The 17943-nt window shown below is 43.0% G+C and carries 17 protein-coding genes; 7 read left to right on the plus strand and 10 right to left on the minus strand.

What is annotated here, in order from left to right; all coding sequences use genetic code 11:
* From R2Q85_RS15840 to R2Q85_RS15885, 10 genes are read right to left on the minus strand one after another with little or no spacing between them, the layout of a single operon-like run.
* Nucleotides 1-1791, minus strand: a complete 1791-nt coding sequence (locus R2Q85_RS15840; RefSeq protein WP_316812778.1) for a hypothetical protein — start codon at nt 1789-1791, stop codon at nt 1-3.
* A gap of 33 nt (nt 1792-1824) precedes the next feature.
* Nucleotides 1825-3618 (minus strand): hypothetical protein, encoded by a 1794-nt coding sequence (locus R2Q85_RS15845; protein ID WP_316812779.1) that lies wholly within the window; start codon nt 3616-3618, stop codon nt 1825-1827.
* 49 nt (nt 3619-3667) lie between these two features.
* Nucleotides 3668-4504 (minus strand): hypothetical protein, encoded by an 837-nt coding sequence (locus R2Q85_RS15850; RefSeq protein WP_316812780.1) that lies wholly within the window; start codon nt 4502-4504, stop codon nt 3668-3670.
* A 1-nt stretch (nt 4505) separates the two neighbouring features.
* The gene (locus R2Q85_RS15855; RefSeq protein WP_316812781.1) at nt 4506-7064 is read right to left on the minus strand and encodes a TonB-dependent receptor; all 2559 of its coding nucleotides are present in this window, start codon (nt 7062-7064) and stop codon (nt 4506-4508) included.
* Entirely contained in the window at nt 7045-8043 is a 999-nt protein-coding gene (locus R2Q85_RS15860) for a FecR family protein (protein WP_316812782.1), read from the minus strand. Before R2Q85_RS15860 ends, R2Q85_RS15855 begins: the two co-directional genes overlap by 20 nt.
* A gap of 10 nt (nt 8044-8053) precedes the next feature.
* On the minus strand, nt 8054-8662 hold the full coding sequence (locus R2Q85_RS15865) for an RNA polymerase sigma-70 factor (protein WP_316812783.1): 609 nt from the start codon (nt 8660-8662) through the stop codon (nt 8054-8056).
* Nucleotides 8663-8669: 7 nt separating this feature from the next.
* Entirely contained in the window at nt 8670-9152 is a 483-nt protein-coding gene (locus R2Q85_RS15870) for a CHRD domain-containing protein (RefSeq protein ID WP_316812784.1), read from the minus strand.
* 55 nt (nt 9153-9207) lie between these two features.
* Entirely contained in the window at nt 9208-9381 is a 174-nt protein-coding gene (locus R2Q85_RS15875; protein ID WP_316812785.1) for a hypothetical protein, read from the minus strand.
* The gene (locus R2Q85_RS15880) at nt 9378-9761 is read right to left on the minus strand and encodes an FdtA/QdtA family cupin domain-containing protein (RefSeq protein ID WP_316812786.1); all 384 of its coding nucleotides are present in this window, start codon (nt 9759-9761) and stop codon (nt 9378-9380) included. The genes R2Q85_RS15875 and R2Q85_RS15880 overlap by 4 nt, the downstream gene beginning before the upstream one ends.
* Nucleotides 9745-10752: a glycosyl transferase gene (locus R2Q85_RS15885; protein ID WP_316812787.1), complete on the minus strand. Its 1008-nt coding sequence runs from the start codon at nt 10750-10752 to the stop codon at nt 9745-9747. The genes R2Q85_RS15880 and R2Q85_RS15885 overlap by 17 nt, the downstream gene beginning before the upstream one ends.
* A 197-nt stretch (nt 10753-10949) precedes the next feature.
* Here R2Q85_RS15885 and R2Q85_RS15890 point away from each other — a divergent pair, with 197 nt between their 5' ends.
* From R2Q85_RS15890 to groL, 7 genes are all read left to right on the plus strand, one after another.
* Nucleotides 10950-12485 (plus strand): MiaB/RimO family radical SAM methylthiotransferase, encoded by a 1536-nt coding sequence (locus R2Q85_RS15890; RefSeq protein ID WP_316812788.1) that lies wholly within the window; start codon nt 10950-10952, stop codon nt 12483-12485.
* A gap of 20 nt (nt 12486-12505) precedes the next feature.
* On the plus strand, nt 12506-13741 hold the full coding sequence (locus R2Q85_RS15895) for a sigma-54 interaction domain-containing protein (RefSeq protein WP_316812789.1): 1236 nt from the start codon (nt 12506-12508) through the stop codon (nt 13739-13741).
* A gap of 2 nt (nt 13742-13743) precedes the next feature.
* On the plus strand, nt 13744-14250 hold the full coding sequence (locus tag R2Q85_RS15900) for an LptE family protein (protein ID WP_316812790.1): 507 nt from the start codon (nt 13744-13746) through the stop codon (nt 14248-14250).
* Nucleotides 14251-14283: 33 nt separating this feature from the next.
* Nucleotides 14284-15390 carry a hypothetical protein gene (locus tag R2Q85_RS15905; RefSeq protein WP_316812791.1) on the plus strand — a complete coding sequence of 369 codons (1107 nt, stop codon included), beginning with the start codon at nt 14284-14286 and terminating at the stop codon, nt 15388-15390.
* Nucleotides 15391-15404: 14 nt separating this feature from the next.
* Nucleotides 15405-15749 carry a preprotein translocase subunit SecG gene (gene secG, locus R2Q85_RS15910; RefSeq protein ID WP_316812792.1) on the plus strand — a complete coding sequence of 115 codons (345 nt, stop codon included), beginning with the start codon at nt 15405-15407 and terminating at the stop codon, nt 15747-15749.
* Nucleotides 15750-15962: 213 nt separating this feature from the next.
* Entirely contained in the window at nt 15963-16253 is a 291-nt protein-coding gene (gene groES / locus R2Q85_RS15915) for a co-chaperone GroES (protein WP_012780423.1), read from the plus strand.
* Nucleotides 16254-16296: 43 nt separating this feature from the next.
* Complete coding sequence (gene groL, locus R2Q85_RS15920; RefSeq protein WP_316812793.1) at nt 16297-17937, plus strand: chaperonin GroEL; 1641 nt, start codon at nt 16297-16299, stop codon at nt 17935-17937.
* Nucleotides 17938-17943 lie beyond the last annotated feature (6 nt).

Consider the following 17943-nt stretch of genomic DNA (forward strand, 5'->3'; position numbering starts at 1 on the left):
TTATTTTTTGCGTTTTGAACGTTCAGCCCGCCTTTTGATCCGCTCTTCCCTGTCTGTTTTCATCTTTTCAAATTTGGCAATCTGATCCTTCACTTTCTGTTCTTTTTCAGGAGTAAGGCCCACACTGTATTTTACCCCCTCGAACAGGGTTTTCCAAATGAAATTGAAAAATGAAGCGGTCTTAACCCGCTTACGGTTAACAGGGGCAGTGATAAATACCCCCGCCGCATTTGGGTTGTCCGAATTGATGATCAGTGCATTGGCTAAAAATGACATCAGTCCCTTTTTTACCAGCCGATCCTCTCCTTTTACCCGCTTAAGTAGGGCCACCGAAAGGTCATTATAGGCAAAATTGACCTGGCCCTTTGCCAGCTCATCGTTAGCTTCAATGTTAAACTCCAGTTTCCTGATATCGCCACTGTTTACCCGAACCATTCCCAGAGGCTTGGTAATCCGGTTTAAAACCTTTCCATCCATTTTTCCCAGGCTTCCGGAATAAGAGAAGGAGCCATCTTTTGCCGCCAGGTTAAACTTAAAATTAACATCCAGCTTCCCTGCACCCATCATATTGGAAGTTAAACCTGCAACCATCAATGGGTTTTTTGCCTTTGCTTTTTCCACATTGGTTACGTTGCTAACCGAGCCCGAGGTTTGTTCAAAGGTAATGATGCCTTTCTGCCCGCTGTTTGGATTAAACTCTGCATAACTGATGTCCACGTTAGTTAGGTTTAATTTTTCAATATGGAGCTGTGCATTTAATTTCTGTAACAACTGATGCGGATATTGTCCTGTTTTTTCTTCTACTTTTTTAGGGAATGCATTATTACTCGATACTGATAAAGTTCCATTTGCAATGTTCATTTCCTTCGCAAAAAGCTCCTGCTTTAAAATGTACAACGGTAAATTGATGCCCGATAAATTGATGTTGCTCATCTGGATGTTATACCTGTCTTTGGCGTAACCCGCAGTGTCGGCAAATTTCATCTCCTCATAACGGGGTGTCAGGTTAAAACTTTTAATGTTGAGCTTGCCGGATGAAGCCGAAAAATCCAGCTGGTTCAGGTTCAGGTCATACAGGCTGTCTGGTGTGGCGAAACGATAGTTATTCAGGTTGATCACCACGTCCTTTAATAAATAAAGCCGGCTTTTATCGTCAGCCGAGGTAGGGTCGATCAGCCAGTCTTTCAAGGTCACGTTCAGGTTGGCTACCGAGTCTATTTCTGGTTTTGAGGCATTGTTATCGATGTACTTAAAACTCGCATTTTTAAATTCTATCGTCTTTATGCGCAACTCCTTCAGGTACCTGGAAATGTAGTCATAAGGTGATTGTTTCGGAAAAGGAGGTTTATCCTCATTAAAATCGAACTGCCTGTTGGTCATCACCACGCAAGGGTTATCAAACAACAGCAGGTCTATGTTCAGCTTCTTGTGCCGCCACATCCTGAAAGGATGAAAATTTCTGACCGCAAGTTTTTTAAGTTTTATTTTGTAAAGGTTATTCGGTGCCTTTTTTAAGGCAATCAGTTTATGATAAATAGTGGTATCCGGACTGATTTTTACATCTTCAAGCGCAGATATACCAGTTAATACATTGGTGCGGATGGAGCTGAACTCTATGCGGTACAGGCTATCGGTTGATTCCAGTACCAGTTCCTTTATTTCTGCAGTAAGAATGGGCTTCAACTTAACGCTAAGGTACCAGGTTATGCCCGCCAGCAGCAAGGCGCTAAAAAGTGTTGCGATGCCGAACCATTTCAGGATCATGAACTTTTTGCTGACTTTCAAGGTCATAGGCAATAACGTAGTTTAGCCTAATATACATTTTTATTGGCTAGCTTTCTTTGCTTTCTCCTTTTTTCTTTCCGCTCTTTTTTCCCTGCGTTCCTGTTTTTTGTCCTTTACTTTTTCCATGGCCTCTTCGGGTGTTTTTACCGGCACTACACCAATGCCGACAATTTCACGCATGCCCACAAAAAAGCTTTTCCACATCAGGTTAAAGAAAGAAGCGGCAGGCGTTCTTTGAAAATTAACCTTCGCTGTACGCGGGGCTTCTCCCTTTGCAGGGTTATCGTTCTTGATCAGCAAACTATTGGCGAGGAAAGAAAGCAATCCTTTTTTCTTGGCCGGCTCACCGTTTTCCCCTTCTTTCAGTAATTTTATTTTCAGGTTGCTGTAAAGAAAGTTTACGCTGCCGGAAGAACCTTTAGCATTTGCATAGATATCAAAACCAGCACTTTGCATCTGCCCGCTTTCAATTTCTACCAGCCCCATATCCCTGGCCATAGGGTTTAATACTTTCATGTTCATCGGCCCAACATTTCCTTTATAATGAAAGGCAGCATTTTTATCTGTCAGGTTAAAATCGATCCGGACGGCGATTTTGCTGGTCTTCATGACCAGGGCATGCAGGTTAGCTACTGCATGGTTATTTTTAGCGAGCCGTACAGAATCATTGGTCAGGTTAAGCATATCGCCTCCAAGATTTTTAAAATACACAGTACCCCGCTTCTGGCTGATGGGATTGTACTCCGTATAGGCCAGATCAATGTTCTTTAACAGTACCGTATCGATGAGGGTTGGTAGCGGCAGCCGCTTTAAAGCGATATGCGGAAAATTTCTCACTTTATCGAAATTCGGAGGTGGTGGCAATTCCCGGTTCACAAAAATATCCACTTTTGCAGGGCCGATCTTCAGGGCTTTGACATGAAGCTCCCCTTTATCGTCAAGCCGGGTAAAATCAACACCGGTAAAGCTGATCTTATTGAAGAGCAGGTCATAACGGTCTTTTCCATAAGTGTACTTACGGGAAAATTGAAGATCAGGGTACATGGGGATCATCTGAAAACCTGTAATCGCGATAGCTTGCGCTGCGACTGAACCTTTTACGGAATCCACTTTCATGGTATACATTTTATCCTTGCTCAGGGAGCGGTACCCGGTTAATTCAAAACCAATGTCCTTTGCATAATAATAGCGTGTCGTATCAAACTGCGACAGGGAATCGACCAGAAAATGCTGCACATGAACACTCAGGTGTTTAACGGAGTTCATTTTTTTTGATGTTTCTCCGTTGATGTAATCAAAATCAGCATCAATGATCCTGATGGATTTAACATCGATAGCCCGTACGCGGTTGGAGATCATTTCATACAATGTAGGCTTTTCTTGTTCCAGCTCGGGCCTGGGCTTCACCTGGTAATGGATCATGTTGATGGAAGGGTTTTCCAGTATAATCGCATTCATTTCTATTTTTCTTTTAAAATAGGCGGTTAAAAGTGCGATCCTGCTCAATTGCAGTTTTTTCAGTTTTACCTGGAAAATATTTGCAGGGGCCAGGCCTGCAGTTTTCATTTGATTGTAAACAGCGGTATCAGGGCTTAGCAACACTTCGTGCAATGCAGCGCTCCCCGTTAGCAGGTTTAAACTGATATCTTTAAAATCAAGCTTATACAAGTGGTAACTGCGGTTGCTGACTGCGTCTTTTAATTTCTCCGATAAGATGGGTTTCCATCTTGCGCTCAGGTACAAACCGGCGCCTGTACCGATGAGCAACAGCACGGCTAAAATGCCGGCAGTCCATTTCAAGGCTTTATATTTTCGGGGTTTATGATCTGTCATCCAATTGAGATATTAAATAATAACAAAAGCAGGGCTACAATGTTCAAATTTACAATTCTTTAGCTCTGTATCTCCTGACATCCACGTCACTTACAGAAAAATATCCCTGGGCATTCCCGGAAATATTGCCTGCTACATTTACCGGTACACTTGAAAACAGTCCGCTCCAATCGGTTTCCATAAATACAGAATACAAATAACGTGCATAATTTTCGGAGAGGGAGATTTTATAGATGGTGATAAAATCATCCTGCCCAATACTGAACGTCCTTTTCAGGTTATTGAGCGGATAAAGCGAATTTGGTGAGCCCAAAAGGTGTGTATAGCTATAATATTTGGTCTGATCAAACTTAGCGGGGTTCCAGGCTGGGATATCCAGGTAAGAAATGAACCATTTATTGGGATTAAGGTACCCGAATGTATGCTTCGGAATGGTTCCCTCGATGACCTTATCGGCCTTGGACCGCGTAGACAGGGGTAAAAAATCGTCTACGATATTTACGACCTGTCTTAAGGTATCCACTGCAGTATACGTTTTATCATTGTATTTAATTGTCAGGGTATATGCCTTGTTATAGTTGGGATCACTCTTATTAAGCCCCATATAAATGCCTGGTGAAGTTTCTTTAAATACAATATTTACCCGGCTGTCGTTTACCACTACTGATGCTTTTACAATAGGCGAAGGTAACGAATCAGGATGAAGTGCCGGTTTGGTGAGCCTGATGTACTGTGCGGAGCCCTGGGTATTGAAACCGCCTTCAACAGCCAGATCATAAATACGTCGGGGTTTTAAAAAGGCATCATTTTCCATTGAACTTTTATTGCAGCCAGTAAGGGACAGCAAACACATCAGCACCATTAAACTAAGCCTAAAAGAGTTCATATTAAATTTTAAAACTATAAGCTATCCAGGGATAAAAGCCAAATCCATACTCAACGGTACCCTTCTTTGGTTCAAACGAAGATGAATTTAAATGGTAATATAAGGGGTTTTTTCGGTTATATAAATTATAAGCACCAATTGAAATGGTATGGTGCAGGCTGCGGCTGTCCGATAAACGGCTGGTCAGCCGATATTGTGCGGAAATATCCAGGCGGCTAAAGTCGGGGAAACGGGAGGTATTCCGGCCTTCGAAGATGGGTACATTTAAGCCATCATGCTGGTAATAGCCTACTGGGAGGGTAAGTGGCCGTCCGGTAGAATAGGTAAAAAACGACTGGAACGAAAAACTATTGTTAAACTCGTACCGGGCCTTTACCTTTAGCTCATGGGGGATGTCATAATTGGCCACAAAGCGTTCCCCAAAATTGATATCTGCAATTTTCCGGTAGGCCCTGGAATAACTGTAAGCCATGGTTCCTGAAAATTTACCTGCTGTTTTGTTCAGCTCCACTTCCATGCCATAAGCACTGGATGTTCCCGCCCTCAACTGGCTCCTTACTTCGGGGTTCCTGATGATCTGTGCATGACCGATCAGGTCCAGCTGGTTATCCAGCTTTTTATAATAAACATTTGCGGTAAAAAGGTAGTTGGCAGGCGAATAGCGGTAGCCCAATGCAAAGTGATTGGAGCGCTGGGGTTTGATCATGGCTGAAGCGGGAACCCAGGGTTCAAGGGAAGAAAAAGCCAGGGTACTGTTCTGGATCAGTTGCAAGTATTGGTAATTGAGGTTATAGGTAAGGAAAACACGTTGATTTACCGAGGGCAGGTAGCTGATGTTCAGCCTTGGCTCGGGCTTCACAAAAAATTCATGGTCATACTGCTTTAGCGGATTTCCCTGCTCGTCAAAAATATTCCTTTTTTCTTCAGAATTCCTGAAAAACCCGAGCCTTAAACCATAGTTCAGCTCAAATGATTTATTCAAAGAGATCTGCTGGGAATAATAAAGCGCAGACTCAAAGGATTTATCCCTGGATATATTAAACTCAAAACCCTCCTGATTAAACATCTCTCCAGGCGAGAACTGATGATAAATGCTGGAAAGGCCGAATTTAATCTGGTTGGCTGGGGTCCGGTAATAGGTATAATCCGCCTTAACCGTAAGGTCCTTTACCCCGGTACTCCACTGGCTTTTCTGCGATAAGGTATCGGCATTCAGGTCTAGCAGGTTACTGTAATTGCTGTAAATGGCCGAAACATTCAAAAATACCCTGGAATTAAAAATATGGTTCCAGCGCAATGTAGAGGTTAAGTTGCCCCAGTCATTGGTATACGAATTTTCCGAAAGCAGGTGATCTTTACCCAGGTAAACAGAGTAGAATACGCTATTGCTTTTATCCAACTTATAATTTGCCTTTGCATTGATGTCGTAATAGACGGAATTTGGGTTAAACAGCTTAAACTTACTGTGAAAAACATCCAGCAAACTGCGGCGGTAAGCGACAATAAATGAACCTTTATCTTTCACAATTGGCCCTTCAACGGCTATTCGTGCCGACATCAGGTTCAGCCCCCCGTTTACATGAAATTCTTTGCTGTTCCCCTCTGCCATCCTGTTTACAATTACAGAGGAAAGCCTGCCACCAAAATTGGCCGGCATATAATCTCTGTAAACCTGCAGACTGTTAACGGCATCTGCATTAAAAACAGAAACCAGGCCGTACAAATGTGAAGGGTTGTAAACTATGGCCTCATCCAGCAGGATCAGGTTCTGATCGGCATTGCCCCCTCTTACAAACAGGCCCGAACTACCTTCGGTTAGGGCTTTAATCCCATTTTCCATTTGCAGCCTTTTCAATACATCAGTCTCACCGGCATAATAAGTGGCATTGTTCAGGTGTTTAGCGGCAAAGTTCAATTCATTCCTCAAGATGGGATTGGGGCTTAGGACAGATTGTCTGATGACCACCTCTTCCAGCTGCCGTTCTTTAAGCGACAATTCTATTTCTTCCTGCCGGTCTCCGTTTAATATCACCCGCTGTTCAAAATTCTGATAGCCGGGATTAGAAACCTGGATCACATACGCTCCTTCCGGAACAGAAATGGAATAAAAACCGTACTGGTTGGTATTTACCCCGACTTCCAGGGCCTCGATCTGCAGGGTTGCGCCAATCAATTCTTCTCCCGTTGATTTATCGCGTACATGTCCGTGGATGGTCCAGGTCAGTTCTTTTCTGGGAGCAATTACAATGTCATTGCCAATCTGGCTAAATCCCAGCCTGGTGCCTGATAGTATTTTTTCAAGTACAGTACCTAAAGCAGTTTGTACAAAGTGCAGGGCAGGTGTTTTTACGGAGCGGAGCTGATCGGGATCAAATGCAAAATTGCTCCTGGTTTTCTGTTCCAGCCTCAGCAGGTTCTTTATCAGCGAATCTGCAGGCAGATTTATCGTAACCTGAGTTTCAAGCAGTTTTCTCTGTTGGGCAAATACGCTTTTCAGGGGTACTAAACATAAAAAAAGAACTAATAAAAAAAACTGTTTTTTAGTTATCCGATAAAACATAAGTGTCCTTCTCCTTGGTTACTTTGCATTGCAGGGATGCAGAAATTACAGCGAGCGCACTATCCAGCGTCTGGTAATGCAGCCTGGCGGTTAACTTCCGGTCTTTCAACCGGGCTCCTTTAATATCAATAGGAAACTGGTATGCCTGCTGTAATTGTTCAGCTACCTGGCTTACCGGGATCTCCTGAAAAACAAAGTCTTTATCCAGCCAGGCTTTATAATTGACATTTAAATTATCGGCAGCAAGCAGGTGTTTTCTCTTGGTATCGTATACCCCCTGCTTTCCAGCTGTTAACAAAATTTCCTGATGGAGATCCAGGTGCTTTAAAGCTACTTTTCCTTCTTCAACAACAACGGTTATTTTCTCCTCATTTCTATTCACATTAAAACTGGTTCCTATATCCTCTGCCTCAATGTCTCCTAATTCAACCCTGAACTGCGATGAGGTATGCTTTGTAACCTGAATAAACACTTCACCGGTTAACAGTTCGAGTTTCCTGTTCTCTTCAAAATCATTCTTCCTGTACCTTATCTTTGTTGCTGCATTCAGGTTTACCTCGGTTCCGTCGGGCAGCACAACACGCGTTATGGCAGCATTGTCTGCTGTCGAGATCAGCACATACCTGGACTGGTCTATAAAATAATAGCCCAATGCACAGGTAATGAGCACCGCAGCTGCAACCTTATACCACAGGCCCGGATTGCGCATAGGCTTAACAGCTGGAAGGGATTCATTGTCCTGCCTTGTTATTTTACTGTCGAGTGAATCCCAGGATACCTGCGGGTCGTACCCATTTTTATGGTACAGCTTATCCATACTTACCTGGACACTTAAAAAATCCTGGTACGTTTTTTCCTGGTCTGGTCCTGTTGCTCTCCATTGTTCCAGGAGCTCCTTATTTTCGGGTGTAATTGATCCGTCCAGATCATCGATGATCAGGGCGTATATCAATTCTTCATTGGTTTCAAACTGTTTCATATGGAGAGAATTAAGGTGTTAAAAAATTTAAAAGCAGGAACAGGACAGTCGCTATATGTTTTCGTTTTTCAAGATGTTCCCTTAACTTTTGAAAACCGTAGGTCAGGTGGTTCTTTACTGTTTTGATAGAGATGTCCATTTGTGCCGCAATCTCCTGCTGTTTCAGTTTTCCAAAACGGCTCAGGTACATTACTTGTCTGCATTTTGCAGGCAGCAGTTCAAGTGCCTCTTCAAGAACCTTCAGTAAAGCTTCATCAGCATCGGTATCTGCTTCATCAGCAGGCGCCTTATCCAGCACAGCCATATATACCTGCTGCTTTTCTGCCTGAACTTTCTCTTTTTTTATAAAGTTCAGTGATGAATTCACAATCGATTTAAATAAGTAACTTTTCATTGAATGTTGAATATTTAACTGATCTGCCTTATTCCATATGGTTATAAACACATCATGAACAATCTCTTCTGCAATTTCTGCCTGCCCTACGTAACGATAGGCTACAGCAAACAGCTGCTGGTAATATTTCTTATAAAGTACTTCAAACAGCTTTTTATCGCGCTGCACAATGGCATTAACCAGCTTTAAATCCTCCTCGTTAAGGTGTGTATTGCCCCGGTCCATTAAGCTGCTATTTTTGCTTTAGTGTAAGTATTCCTGAAATTTCAGGATTTAACGTTAAAGTTGCAATCGCAACAAACCACTGTCCCTTCAGCAAGTAGCGCTCCTGTAAAGGATTTAAGGTAAAACCGCCTTTTATTGGTGATGTACCCGCCTTTGCATCACTTTTTTTATAAATTTCACTGATCAACGCCCCTACAGATCCTTTAGCTCCGCTTCTAAGGGTAATGAGCAGGGGTTCCAGGTTTTTATACTCCAGCGTATAGCTCAAAGCCTTTGTCCCTTCATCATAAGTGCCTTTCAGCACTGCCGTACCTTCAGAATTACTGTTGGTGCCTTTCTTGTCAATTCTTGCCGTTACAATATATGTTCTGATCGGGGGCTTAATCTTTGTATCCGCTATACCGTCTACTTTTTTGCAGCCCAGACCGCAAAACAGTACGCAGACAGCTATTATTCCTGATGTTAATCCCCTGATTATATTTTTGCCCATTTCCGTATTTTAACCAGGACTAAAATACTAAATTCTACGCTTTTTTTACGTTTAGTTAAAAAGCATTCATTACTTCAACCACCGGCTCAATTTGCCAGGGGGATATGGTTGTACGAACCGGCAGGCTTAAAGTAGTTTCGTGAATGCGTTCTGAGATTGGAAAGGCCCCTTTTAGCCTGGTCTTTAGTACATTTTGATGATGTGGCGGAACCGGGTAAGCGGTTTTCATACGCGACTGTATTCATAGCAATACGGGGTGCTGATATAATCATTTGCATCAAAATATTCTGAAGCCAGCACCATTAAAATGGCATCTTCACTAAAATCATACATGGTATGCCAGTCTTCCGGCCCGATAAGCAGGCATTTATCTGGTGAATCCAGCACAAAAGTACGTTCATCGCGGCCATTGTCATTATAGATGGTACAATTTCCGCGAATACAAATGGCCGCCTGAATGGTTTTATGGTGGCGATGGCCACCGCGTTCAGAATCGTCGACCCCGTAAATGTAAAAGATCCGCTTGATATCAAAAGGCACTGCCTTTTCGATAACTGTAAGATTACCGCGTTTATCGGTAAACGTTTTTAAGTTAATTAAAGATGCCATATTGAAAAAAGCGTTTAGAATAATATTGTTTATAAAACCCTCTGAGGAAAAACACCAGCGCCCGGCCAATCACCCGGTTGATCCATATTCCTTCTTCAGTTCTTTTATACGCTCTTACATGCTCTCCCAAAGCCTCTACTTCCGTTTCAGCTTTTAAAAGCGCAAGCACAAAAGGCTTGTAGATCAGCTTGATCTGGCTTTTGGTTAGGGGATAAGTTTCATCGGTTAACCTGTAACTGTTGTTCCAGGTATAGGCAAAGGCATGATAATGGTAAAAAATGAGGTCAAAATCAGTTTTGCCGGAAAGCGCTGTTCCGCGTACCTTCCCCCCCTTCAGTTTAAAGGAATATTGCTGGATGTTCCATGGTGCAACCCCACCGCCCAGGTGTTCCAGAACGTGAACGCCTTTAAATCTTGTAGTCCAGTCGTCGAGGTATTTCTGATCACCAAACTTATTGTCTTCCATTTTACAAAAACACCATTCCAGGCAGGCATCAACCCACCAGTTTAAGGCGGTCATGCCCTCTGCCGTGTTTTTAAACGTAAGGTATTGTACGCAATAGATACCACTGGTTGCCGACTGGTCAAAGCAGGGCGTGAATCTATGACTGGTAATCAGCACAGACTGATCGCCCATCTCCTCATACAAAACCTTAGGATTGTTAAAAAATAACAGGTCCGCATCAACATAAGTGCAATGATCAAGCTGATAGGTTTCTATGCAATACTTAATCGTGGATGAGGAACAGGTCCAGCAATATTCTGTAGGTGTTCTGCCCATTTTTACAGCCAGCAAGGCTTCATTTTCAAAATCTTTGAGCGCGATTACACTTACGTGCTTCAACTGAAGTGCCAGGAGCGCATCGCAGCAGTCTTCATCGAAGGCCACAATGTATAAGTGAAAATCATCACAGTGTTTTGCCAGCGAATGGTACATAGCCAGGCCACGTGATAAATAGGCGGAATTAAATAAAGTGCAAAATTTAAGCATACACCAAGAAATTAACCAAGTAAAAACCCCTTTTAACTAATCTTTTGATACAAGACAAGACTTTATCAAAAAGGTCCTATAGGGTTAAGTATTTTTTTTTAAATCCCCTTCAACGCTATTTCAATTAATATTTCTGCCAATTTGTCATTTGTAAATATTATTCCGTATTTTTGAAGCCCCTTAAAAGTTTAATATTTATGATTGATTTACAGCTGACAGACAAGAAACATGATGAAGAGCGCCAGGGTGAGGCTTTGGTTATTGATGCACCTTTAGTGCGCAATGGCCGGAAGCTGTACATTGAAAGTTATGGCTGCCAGATGAATTTTGCAGATAGTGAGATTGTTGCCTCTATTTTGTTAGACCAGGGATTTGAAACTACGGGAGACTATAAAGAAGCTGACGTGGTGTTCATCAATACCTGCTCTATCCGGGAAAATGCCGAACAAAGGGTCCGCAACAGGCTTTCGCAGTTTGGTGTGGAGAAGCGTAGAAATCCAAAACTTATTGTTGGGGTGCTGGGCTGTATGGCTGAAAGGCTGAAGTCGAAATTCCTCGAAGAAGAAAAGCTGGTAGACGTTGTTGTTGGCCCGGATGCCTACCGCGAGCTTCCACAGTTGCTAACTGAGGTAGAAAGTGGCCAAAAGGCAATTAACGTGCTTTTATCACGCGAGGAAACCTATGCCGACATCAGTCCGGTACGCTTAAACGGAAATGGCATTACTGCATTTATTTCCATCATGCGGGGCTGCGATAACATGTGCTCTTTTTGTGTGGTACCTTTTACAAGAGGCCGCGAAAGAAGCCGCGATCCGCATTCCATACTTGCAGAGGCACGGGACTTATTTGACCGGGGCTACAGGGAAGTGACGCTGCTGGGGCAGAATGTAGATTCTTACCACTGGAGCGCTGCCAAAGGTGAAGACCCGAAAAATGACAGCCTCAGCGACGATATAAATACCCTGACCGGTGATGCCCTACTGGATGCTTTGAGCAGGGAAAGCGAATTACCTACGCACCGGTTAAAAGCCGGATTAGACAATACCGGTGTTAATTTTGCACAATTGCTGGCCATGGTTGCAGAGATCAGTCCTGAACTGAGGATCCGCTTTTCCACTTCGCACCCGAAAGACATTACCGATGAGGTATTGTACACCATTAAGAAATACGACAACATTTGTAATTACATACACCTTCCGGTACAATCCGGAAACTCGAGAATCCTGGCCCTGATGAACCGCACCTATACCCGTGAGTGGTATATGAACAGGATCGATGCCATCAGGCGCATCATCCCCGGCTGTGCCATCTCGGCCGATATCATTGCCGGTTTCTGCACCGAGACTGAGGAAGAACACCAGGATACGCTGAGCATTATGGATTATGCCAGGTACAATTTCGCTTATACCTTCTCCTATTCGGAACGGCCCGGCACCTTGGCTGCGCGTAAATACAAAGATGATGTTCCGGAAGAGGTAAAAGCCAGACGACTTGCAGAGATCTTCAAAAAACAACAGGAAGATTCGCTGGCCTGCCTGGAAGAATTTGTAGGCAAGACCGTGAGGGTCCTGATCGAGGGCTTCTCTAAAAAATCTGACCAGGAATACAGGGGACGTAACGACGAAAACGCGATGGTGGTTTTCCCCGTAAGCGATCAGGTGAAACCGGGCGCATATGCAAATGTTTATATAGCGCGCTGTACATCGGCAACTTTAATAGGACACGTGGTTTAAGCATTAAAGAATACCTACCAATGGATATACAAGACATTAAAAACCGTTTCGGGATTATAGGGGGCTCTCCGCTGCTGAACCGGGCGATAGATATTGCCAGACAAGTTGCACCAACCGATATGTCTGTGCTGATTACCGGCGAGAGCGGCAGTGGTAAAGAAGTTTTTTCTCATATTATCCACCAGCTGAGTACCCGCAAACACGGCGCCTTTATTGCCGTAAACTGCGGTGCCATACCAGAAGGCACTATTGACTCGGAATTATTCGGTCATGAAAAAGGATCTTTTACCGGCGCCCATGAGGCCCGCAAGGGTTATTTTGAAGTGGCCAATGGCGGTACGATCTTTTTGGATGAAGTGGCCGAATTGCCGCTGGGCACCCAGGCGCGTTTACTGCGCATACTGGAAAGTGGTGAATACCTAAGGGTGGGCTCATCTAAAGTGCAAAAAACAGATGTGCGGATCATTGCAGCCACCAATGTGGATGTTTACAACAGGGTAAAATCCGGCAAATTTCGTGAAGACCTGTATTACCGGCTAAACACTGTTCCTTTGCGTATTCCGGCCTTGCACGAGCGTAAGGAGGACATTTACCTGTTGTTCAGAAAATTCTCTGCCGATTTTAGCGACAAATACCGGAGTCCGGGCATTCAACTGGAACCTGATGCCATACAGATGCTGAGCAATTACAGCTGGCCTGGAAACGTAAGACAATTGAAAAATATAGCAGAACAGATTTGCGTACTTGAAAAAGACCGGAATGTAACTGCATCAGCTTTATTGAATTACATTCCGAACGAAAGCGGGAGCAATTTGCCCATGGCCATTAACAATGGCAACGGTAAAGAAGACTTTTCTGAAAGGGATATTCTGTACAAAGTACTTTTTGACATGAAAAAGGACATGATGGACCTGAAAAAGCTAGTTGCCGAGATCATCCAGAGCGGCGGCAATACCTCACATGTGATTGCAGATAATCCGCATTACATCAACCAACTTTACCAGGATGTAGACCAGACACTGAACCACGATGCGACCCTTACCATTAAAAACCCTTCACAAAATTCTCAGACAGAATACAATTACACCCAGGATGTAGAGGAAGTTGAAGAATCATTGTCGTTAATTGACAAGGAATCCGACCTGATCAAAAAAGCGTTAAAAAAGCATAAGGGCAAACGTAAATTTGCGGCACAGGAACTCGGCATCTCGGAACGCACATTATACAGGAAAATTAAGGAACTGAACTTAAATTAGTGATGAAGAAACTATTGATACTTGTACTGTTGCCCTTTGTACTGAGCGGGTGTAAAATCGCTTTAAACGGGGCTTCCATACCTCCAGAAATGAAAACGGTTAATGTACTTATTTTTGAAAACAATGCCCCCCTGGTTGTTCCTTATTTAAGTTCGCAGTTTACTGAGGAACTGAAAACCAGGATCAGGAACCAGACCAGCCTGAGCATTACCCAGAATGATGCGCATGCTGTTTTTTCCGGTAACATTTCCGGCTACTCCATCACCCCGGTGGCTTTACAGGAGAGTAACAGCCAGGCTACAGCAGGCGCCAACAGACTGAGCATCAGGATCAATGTAAAATATACCAATAACCTGAACCCTAAATTAAGTTTTGAAGAATCTTTTGAACGCTTTAAAGATTTCAAATTGCAGGGACAAAGCCTGCAAAGTATTGAGCAGGGTTTGATTAAAGATGTTACCGCACAGCTTACAGAAGACATTTTTAACCGGGCATTTGCAAATTGGTAGCCAATTTGGCGTTTCAATGATTAACTTAGCAACGTGGAGCAGGAACTAGATATCAAACAACAACTGGCAGCATGGCTTGCAGCGCCTGAAAAGGTAAGCGGGGAAAATGCAGTCCTGTTAAAAGATTTAACAGTGCGCTACCCCTATTTCCAGCCCTTGCATTTGTTGCTTGCCAAAGCAACGCTGGAAAGCCCGGAACAGCACAGTAACCTGGCCACCGCTGCTTTATATACCAATGGCGCTGTACTTCATCACTTACTCCATACTCCTGAACAACTGATCCAAAAAGAATTTACGGTGGTAAACCTTGTTGATCCGACAGGGAGCCAGCCCGAATTGATTGATGCGGATACCCTTGATGAAGTACCCGCAGATCCAGAGGAGCAATTAACTGATACAGATGAGCAGGAAGTTTTCGAAGAGATCGGAGAGGTAGACATCAAGGAGTTTAAACAGCCTGATCCTTCCCCAAAACCGGAAGATGATTTTGTGATAGAAAATATCGTTTCATCCGACTTTTTTGCTTTCCAGGATAATTTTAAGGTAGAACCTTCAACGGAAGAAGATGAAGCACCGGCCGCAGCGCAACCTGTTGAAACTGTAAAACAGGAAGAGCCTGTAGTGGTCAGCAAATATGATGATGATCAGTTGCCTTATACTTTCTTATGGTGGCTGGCCAAGACCAGAAAAGAGCATCAGCAGATTTTCCAGCCTTACGCCTCGCCAAAAAAAAAGGAAACTGATGAATCTGATCAACCCGGCAGACAACACAGACCGAGTGAACTCCAACACCAATACGTAGAGCACATATTTCATATCCAAAGCCCCTTTGATGAAGGGGAGGAATATACAACCGAAGGTTTCAGGAAGCCTGCCAAGGGTGCCGAAATTATAGAAAGCTTTATTAAGAATGATCCACAGATCAGTCCGCCAAAACCCGAGCAGATCGACAATGAGAACAAAGCCAAAAAGAGTGCAGAAGACCATAACGACCTGGTATCAGAAACTTTAGCTAAAATTTACATCGAGCAGATGCTGTACGACAAAGCTATTGAGACCTACGAAAAATTAAGTTTGAAGTTTCCAGAAAAAAGCCGTTACTTTGCCGACCTTATCCAATCTATAGAAAAGAAAATTTAACGATATAACATATTATGCTTTTTTTAATTATTTTATTGATCATTATTTGCGTTGCTTTAGGCCTGTTTGTTTTGATACAAAACCCTAAAGGTGGTGGTTTGGCTACCGGTGGCGCTGGCAGTAACATGTTCGGTGTTCAGCGTACAGGTGATGTGCTGGAAAAAGGCACCTGGGTTTTATTAACGTTAATTGTTGTCATAACCTTATCTATCACCACAATTGCCAAATCCGGTGGTTCAGCTACCGGTGGCGCTTCAAAAATACAGGAACACCTGGACAAAACCCCGACACCATCTCCAATAGGTAACGGAACTGCTCCAGCTGCTGTGCCTGCACCTGCCGATACCACAAAGAAATAAAACCTCATGGTTTATACAGAAAAGCCTGGTACAAACGTACCGGGCTTTTTCATGTTCTGCCACTCTGACACAAAAATACTTCCGCAAAATCCCTTAGCTGACAATGCAGTGCAAATTTGTCAAGCATCTTTGCATTGGCATAAAAACTGATGTAGTTACTGAGGTACAATACGAATTTAAATTTTAACTTAAAAAATAAATTAATATCAAGTTATGGCTTTAAACCTTAAACCAATTTCAGGTACAGCAAACAGAGTTATTGTTGAACCTGCTGCGGCAGAAGAAAAAACAGCTTCAGGAATTTATATCCCTGACACTGCAAAAGAAAAACCATCAAAAGGAACTGTTGTTTCGGTTTCAGAAGAAGATTCAGAAGGTAAGAAACCAGCAGTTAAAGTTGGTGATGTAGTGCTTTATGGTAAATATGGCGGCACTGAACTTCCTATCGATGGCAAAGACTATTTGATCATGCGCGAAAGCGACATCTACGCAATCGTAGGATAATTGGAGTAACATTTAAACATTAAAACTTAATCACATTTAAGAAATGGCAAAACAAGTAAAATATAACGTAGAAGCCCGTGATGCCCTGAAAAGAGGGGTTGATACGTTGGCCAATGCAGTAAAAGTAACTTTAGGTCCTAAAGGCCGTAACGTAATTATCGATAAAAAATTTGGCTCACCAGTGATCACTAAAGATGGTGTAACTGTAGCAAAAGAAATTGAGTTGAAAGACCCGATTGAAAATATGGGTGCTCAAATGGTTAAAGAAGTGGCTTCTAAAACTGCAGACATTGCAGGTGACGGAACTACTACTGCAACTGTATTGGCGCAGGCAATTGTTACCGCTGGTATTAAAAACGTAGCTGCTGGTGCAAATCCAATGGATTTGAAACGTGGCATCGACAAAGCGGTTACTGCAATTGTTGAGAATTTAAAAACCCAATCGCAAACTGTAGGTGAGGACAATAACAAAATCAAACAGGTAGCTTCTATTTCGGCTAACAATGATGAAGTTATTGGTGCTTTAATTGCAGAAGCAATGGGTAAAGTTGGTAAAGATGGTGTAATTACTGTTGAAGAAGCAAAAGGTACTGAAACTGAAGTAAAAACAGTGGAAGGTATGCAGTTTGACCGTGGTTATTTATCTCCATACTTTGTAACCAATGCTGACAAAATGGAAGCGGAATTAGAAAACCCTTACATTTTGATCTATGACAAAAAAATCAGCAACATGAAAGAATTGCTGCCTGTTTTGGAAAAACAAGTTCAAACTGGTAAGCCATTATTGATCATTGCTGAAGATTTAGACGGTGAAGCATTGGCTACTTTGGTAGTTAATAAGATCCGTGGATCACTGAAAGTTGTTGCGGTTAAAGCTCCAGGTTTTGGTGACCGTCGTAAAGCAATGCTGGAAGACATCGCCATTTTAACTGGTGGAACTGTGATCTCCGAAGAAAGAGGTTTTAAATTAGAAAATGCTGATCTTAGTTATTTAGGTACTGCTGAGAAAGTTTTGGTTGACAAAGACAATACTACCATCATCAATGGTGCTGGTCAGTCTGAAGATATCAAAGCGCGCGTGAACCAGATCAAAGCTCAGATCGAGACGACTACCTCTGATTACGATAAAGAAAAATTACAGGAACGTTTGGCCAAATTAGCTGGCGGTGTTGCGGTTCTTTATGTAGGTGCGGCTTCTGAGGTAGAGATGAAAGAGAAAAAAGACCGTGTTGATGATGCTTTACATGCAACTCGCGCAGCGGTTGAAGAAGGTATTGTTGCTGGTGGTGGTGTTGCTTTCATCCGTGCCATTGAGGCATTGGAAGGCATGAAAGGCGCTAACGATGATGAAACTACTGGTATCCAGATCATTCGTCGTGCTATCGAAGAGCCTTTACGTCAGATCTGCCAGAATGCTGGAATCGAAGGTTCTATCGTGGTACAGAAAGTTAAAGAAGGTAAAGCTGACTTTGGCTACAATGCACGTACAGATGTTTATGAAAACTTAATTGCAGCTGGTGTAATCGACCCTACTAAAGTTGGTCGTGTAGCATTAGAGAACGCAGCTTCTATCGCAGCGATGTTGTTAACAACAGAAGTTGTATTGGCTGACGATCCTGAAGAAGCTCCTGCTGGTGGCGGTATGCCTCCAATGGGCGGCGGCGGCATGGGCGGAATGATGTAATTCATT

It is taken from the genome of Pedobacter heparinus (genome assembly GCF_032678725.1).
In the GTDB taxonomy this organism is placed as follows: domain Bacteria; phylum Bacteroidota; class Bacteroidia; order Sphingobacteriales; family Sphingobacteriaceae; genus Pedobacter; species Pedobacter heparinus_A.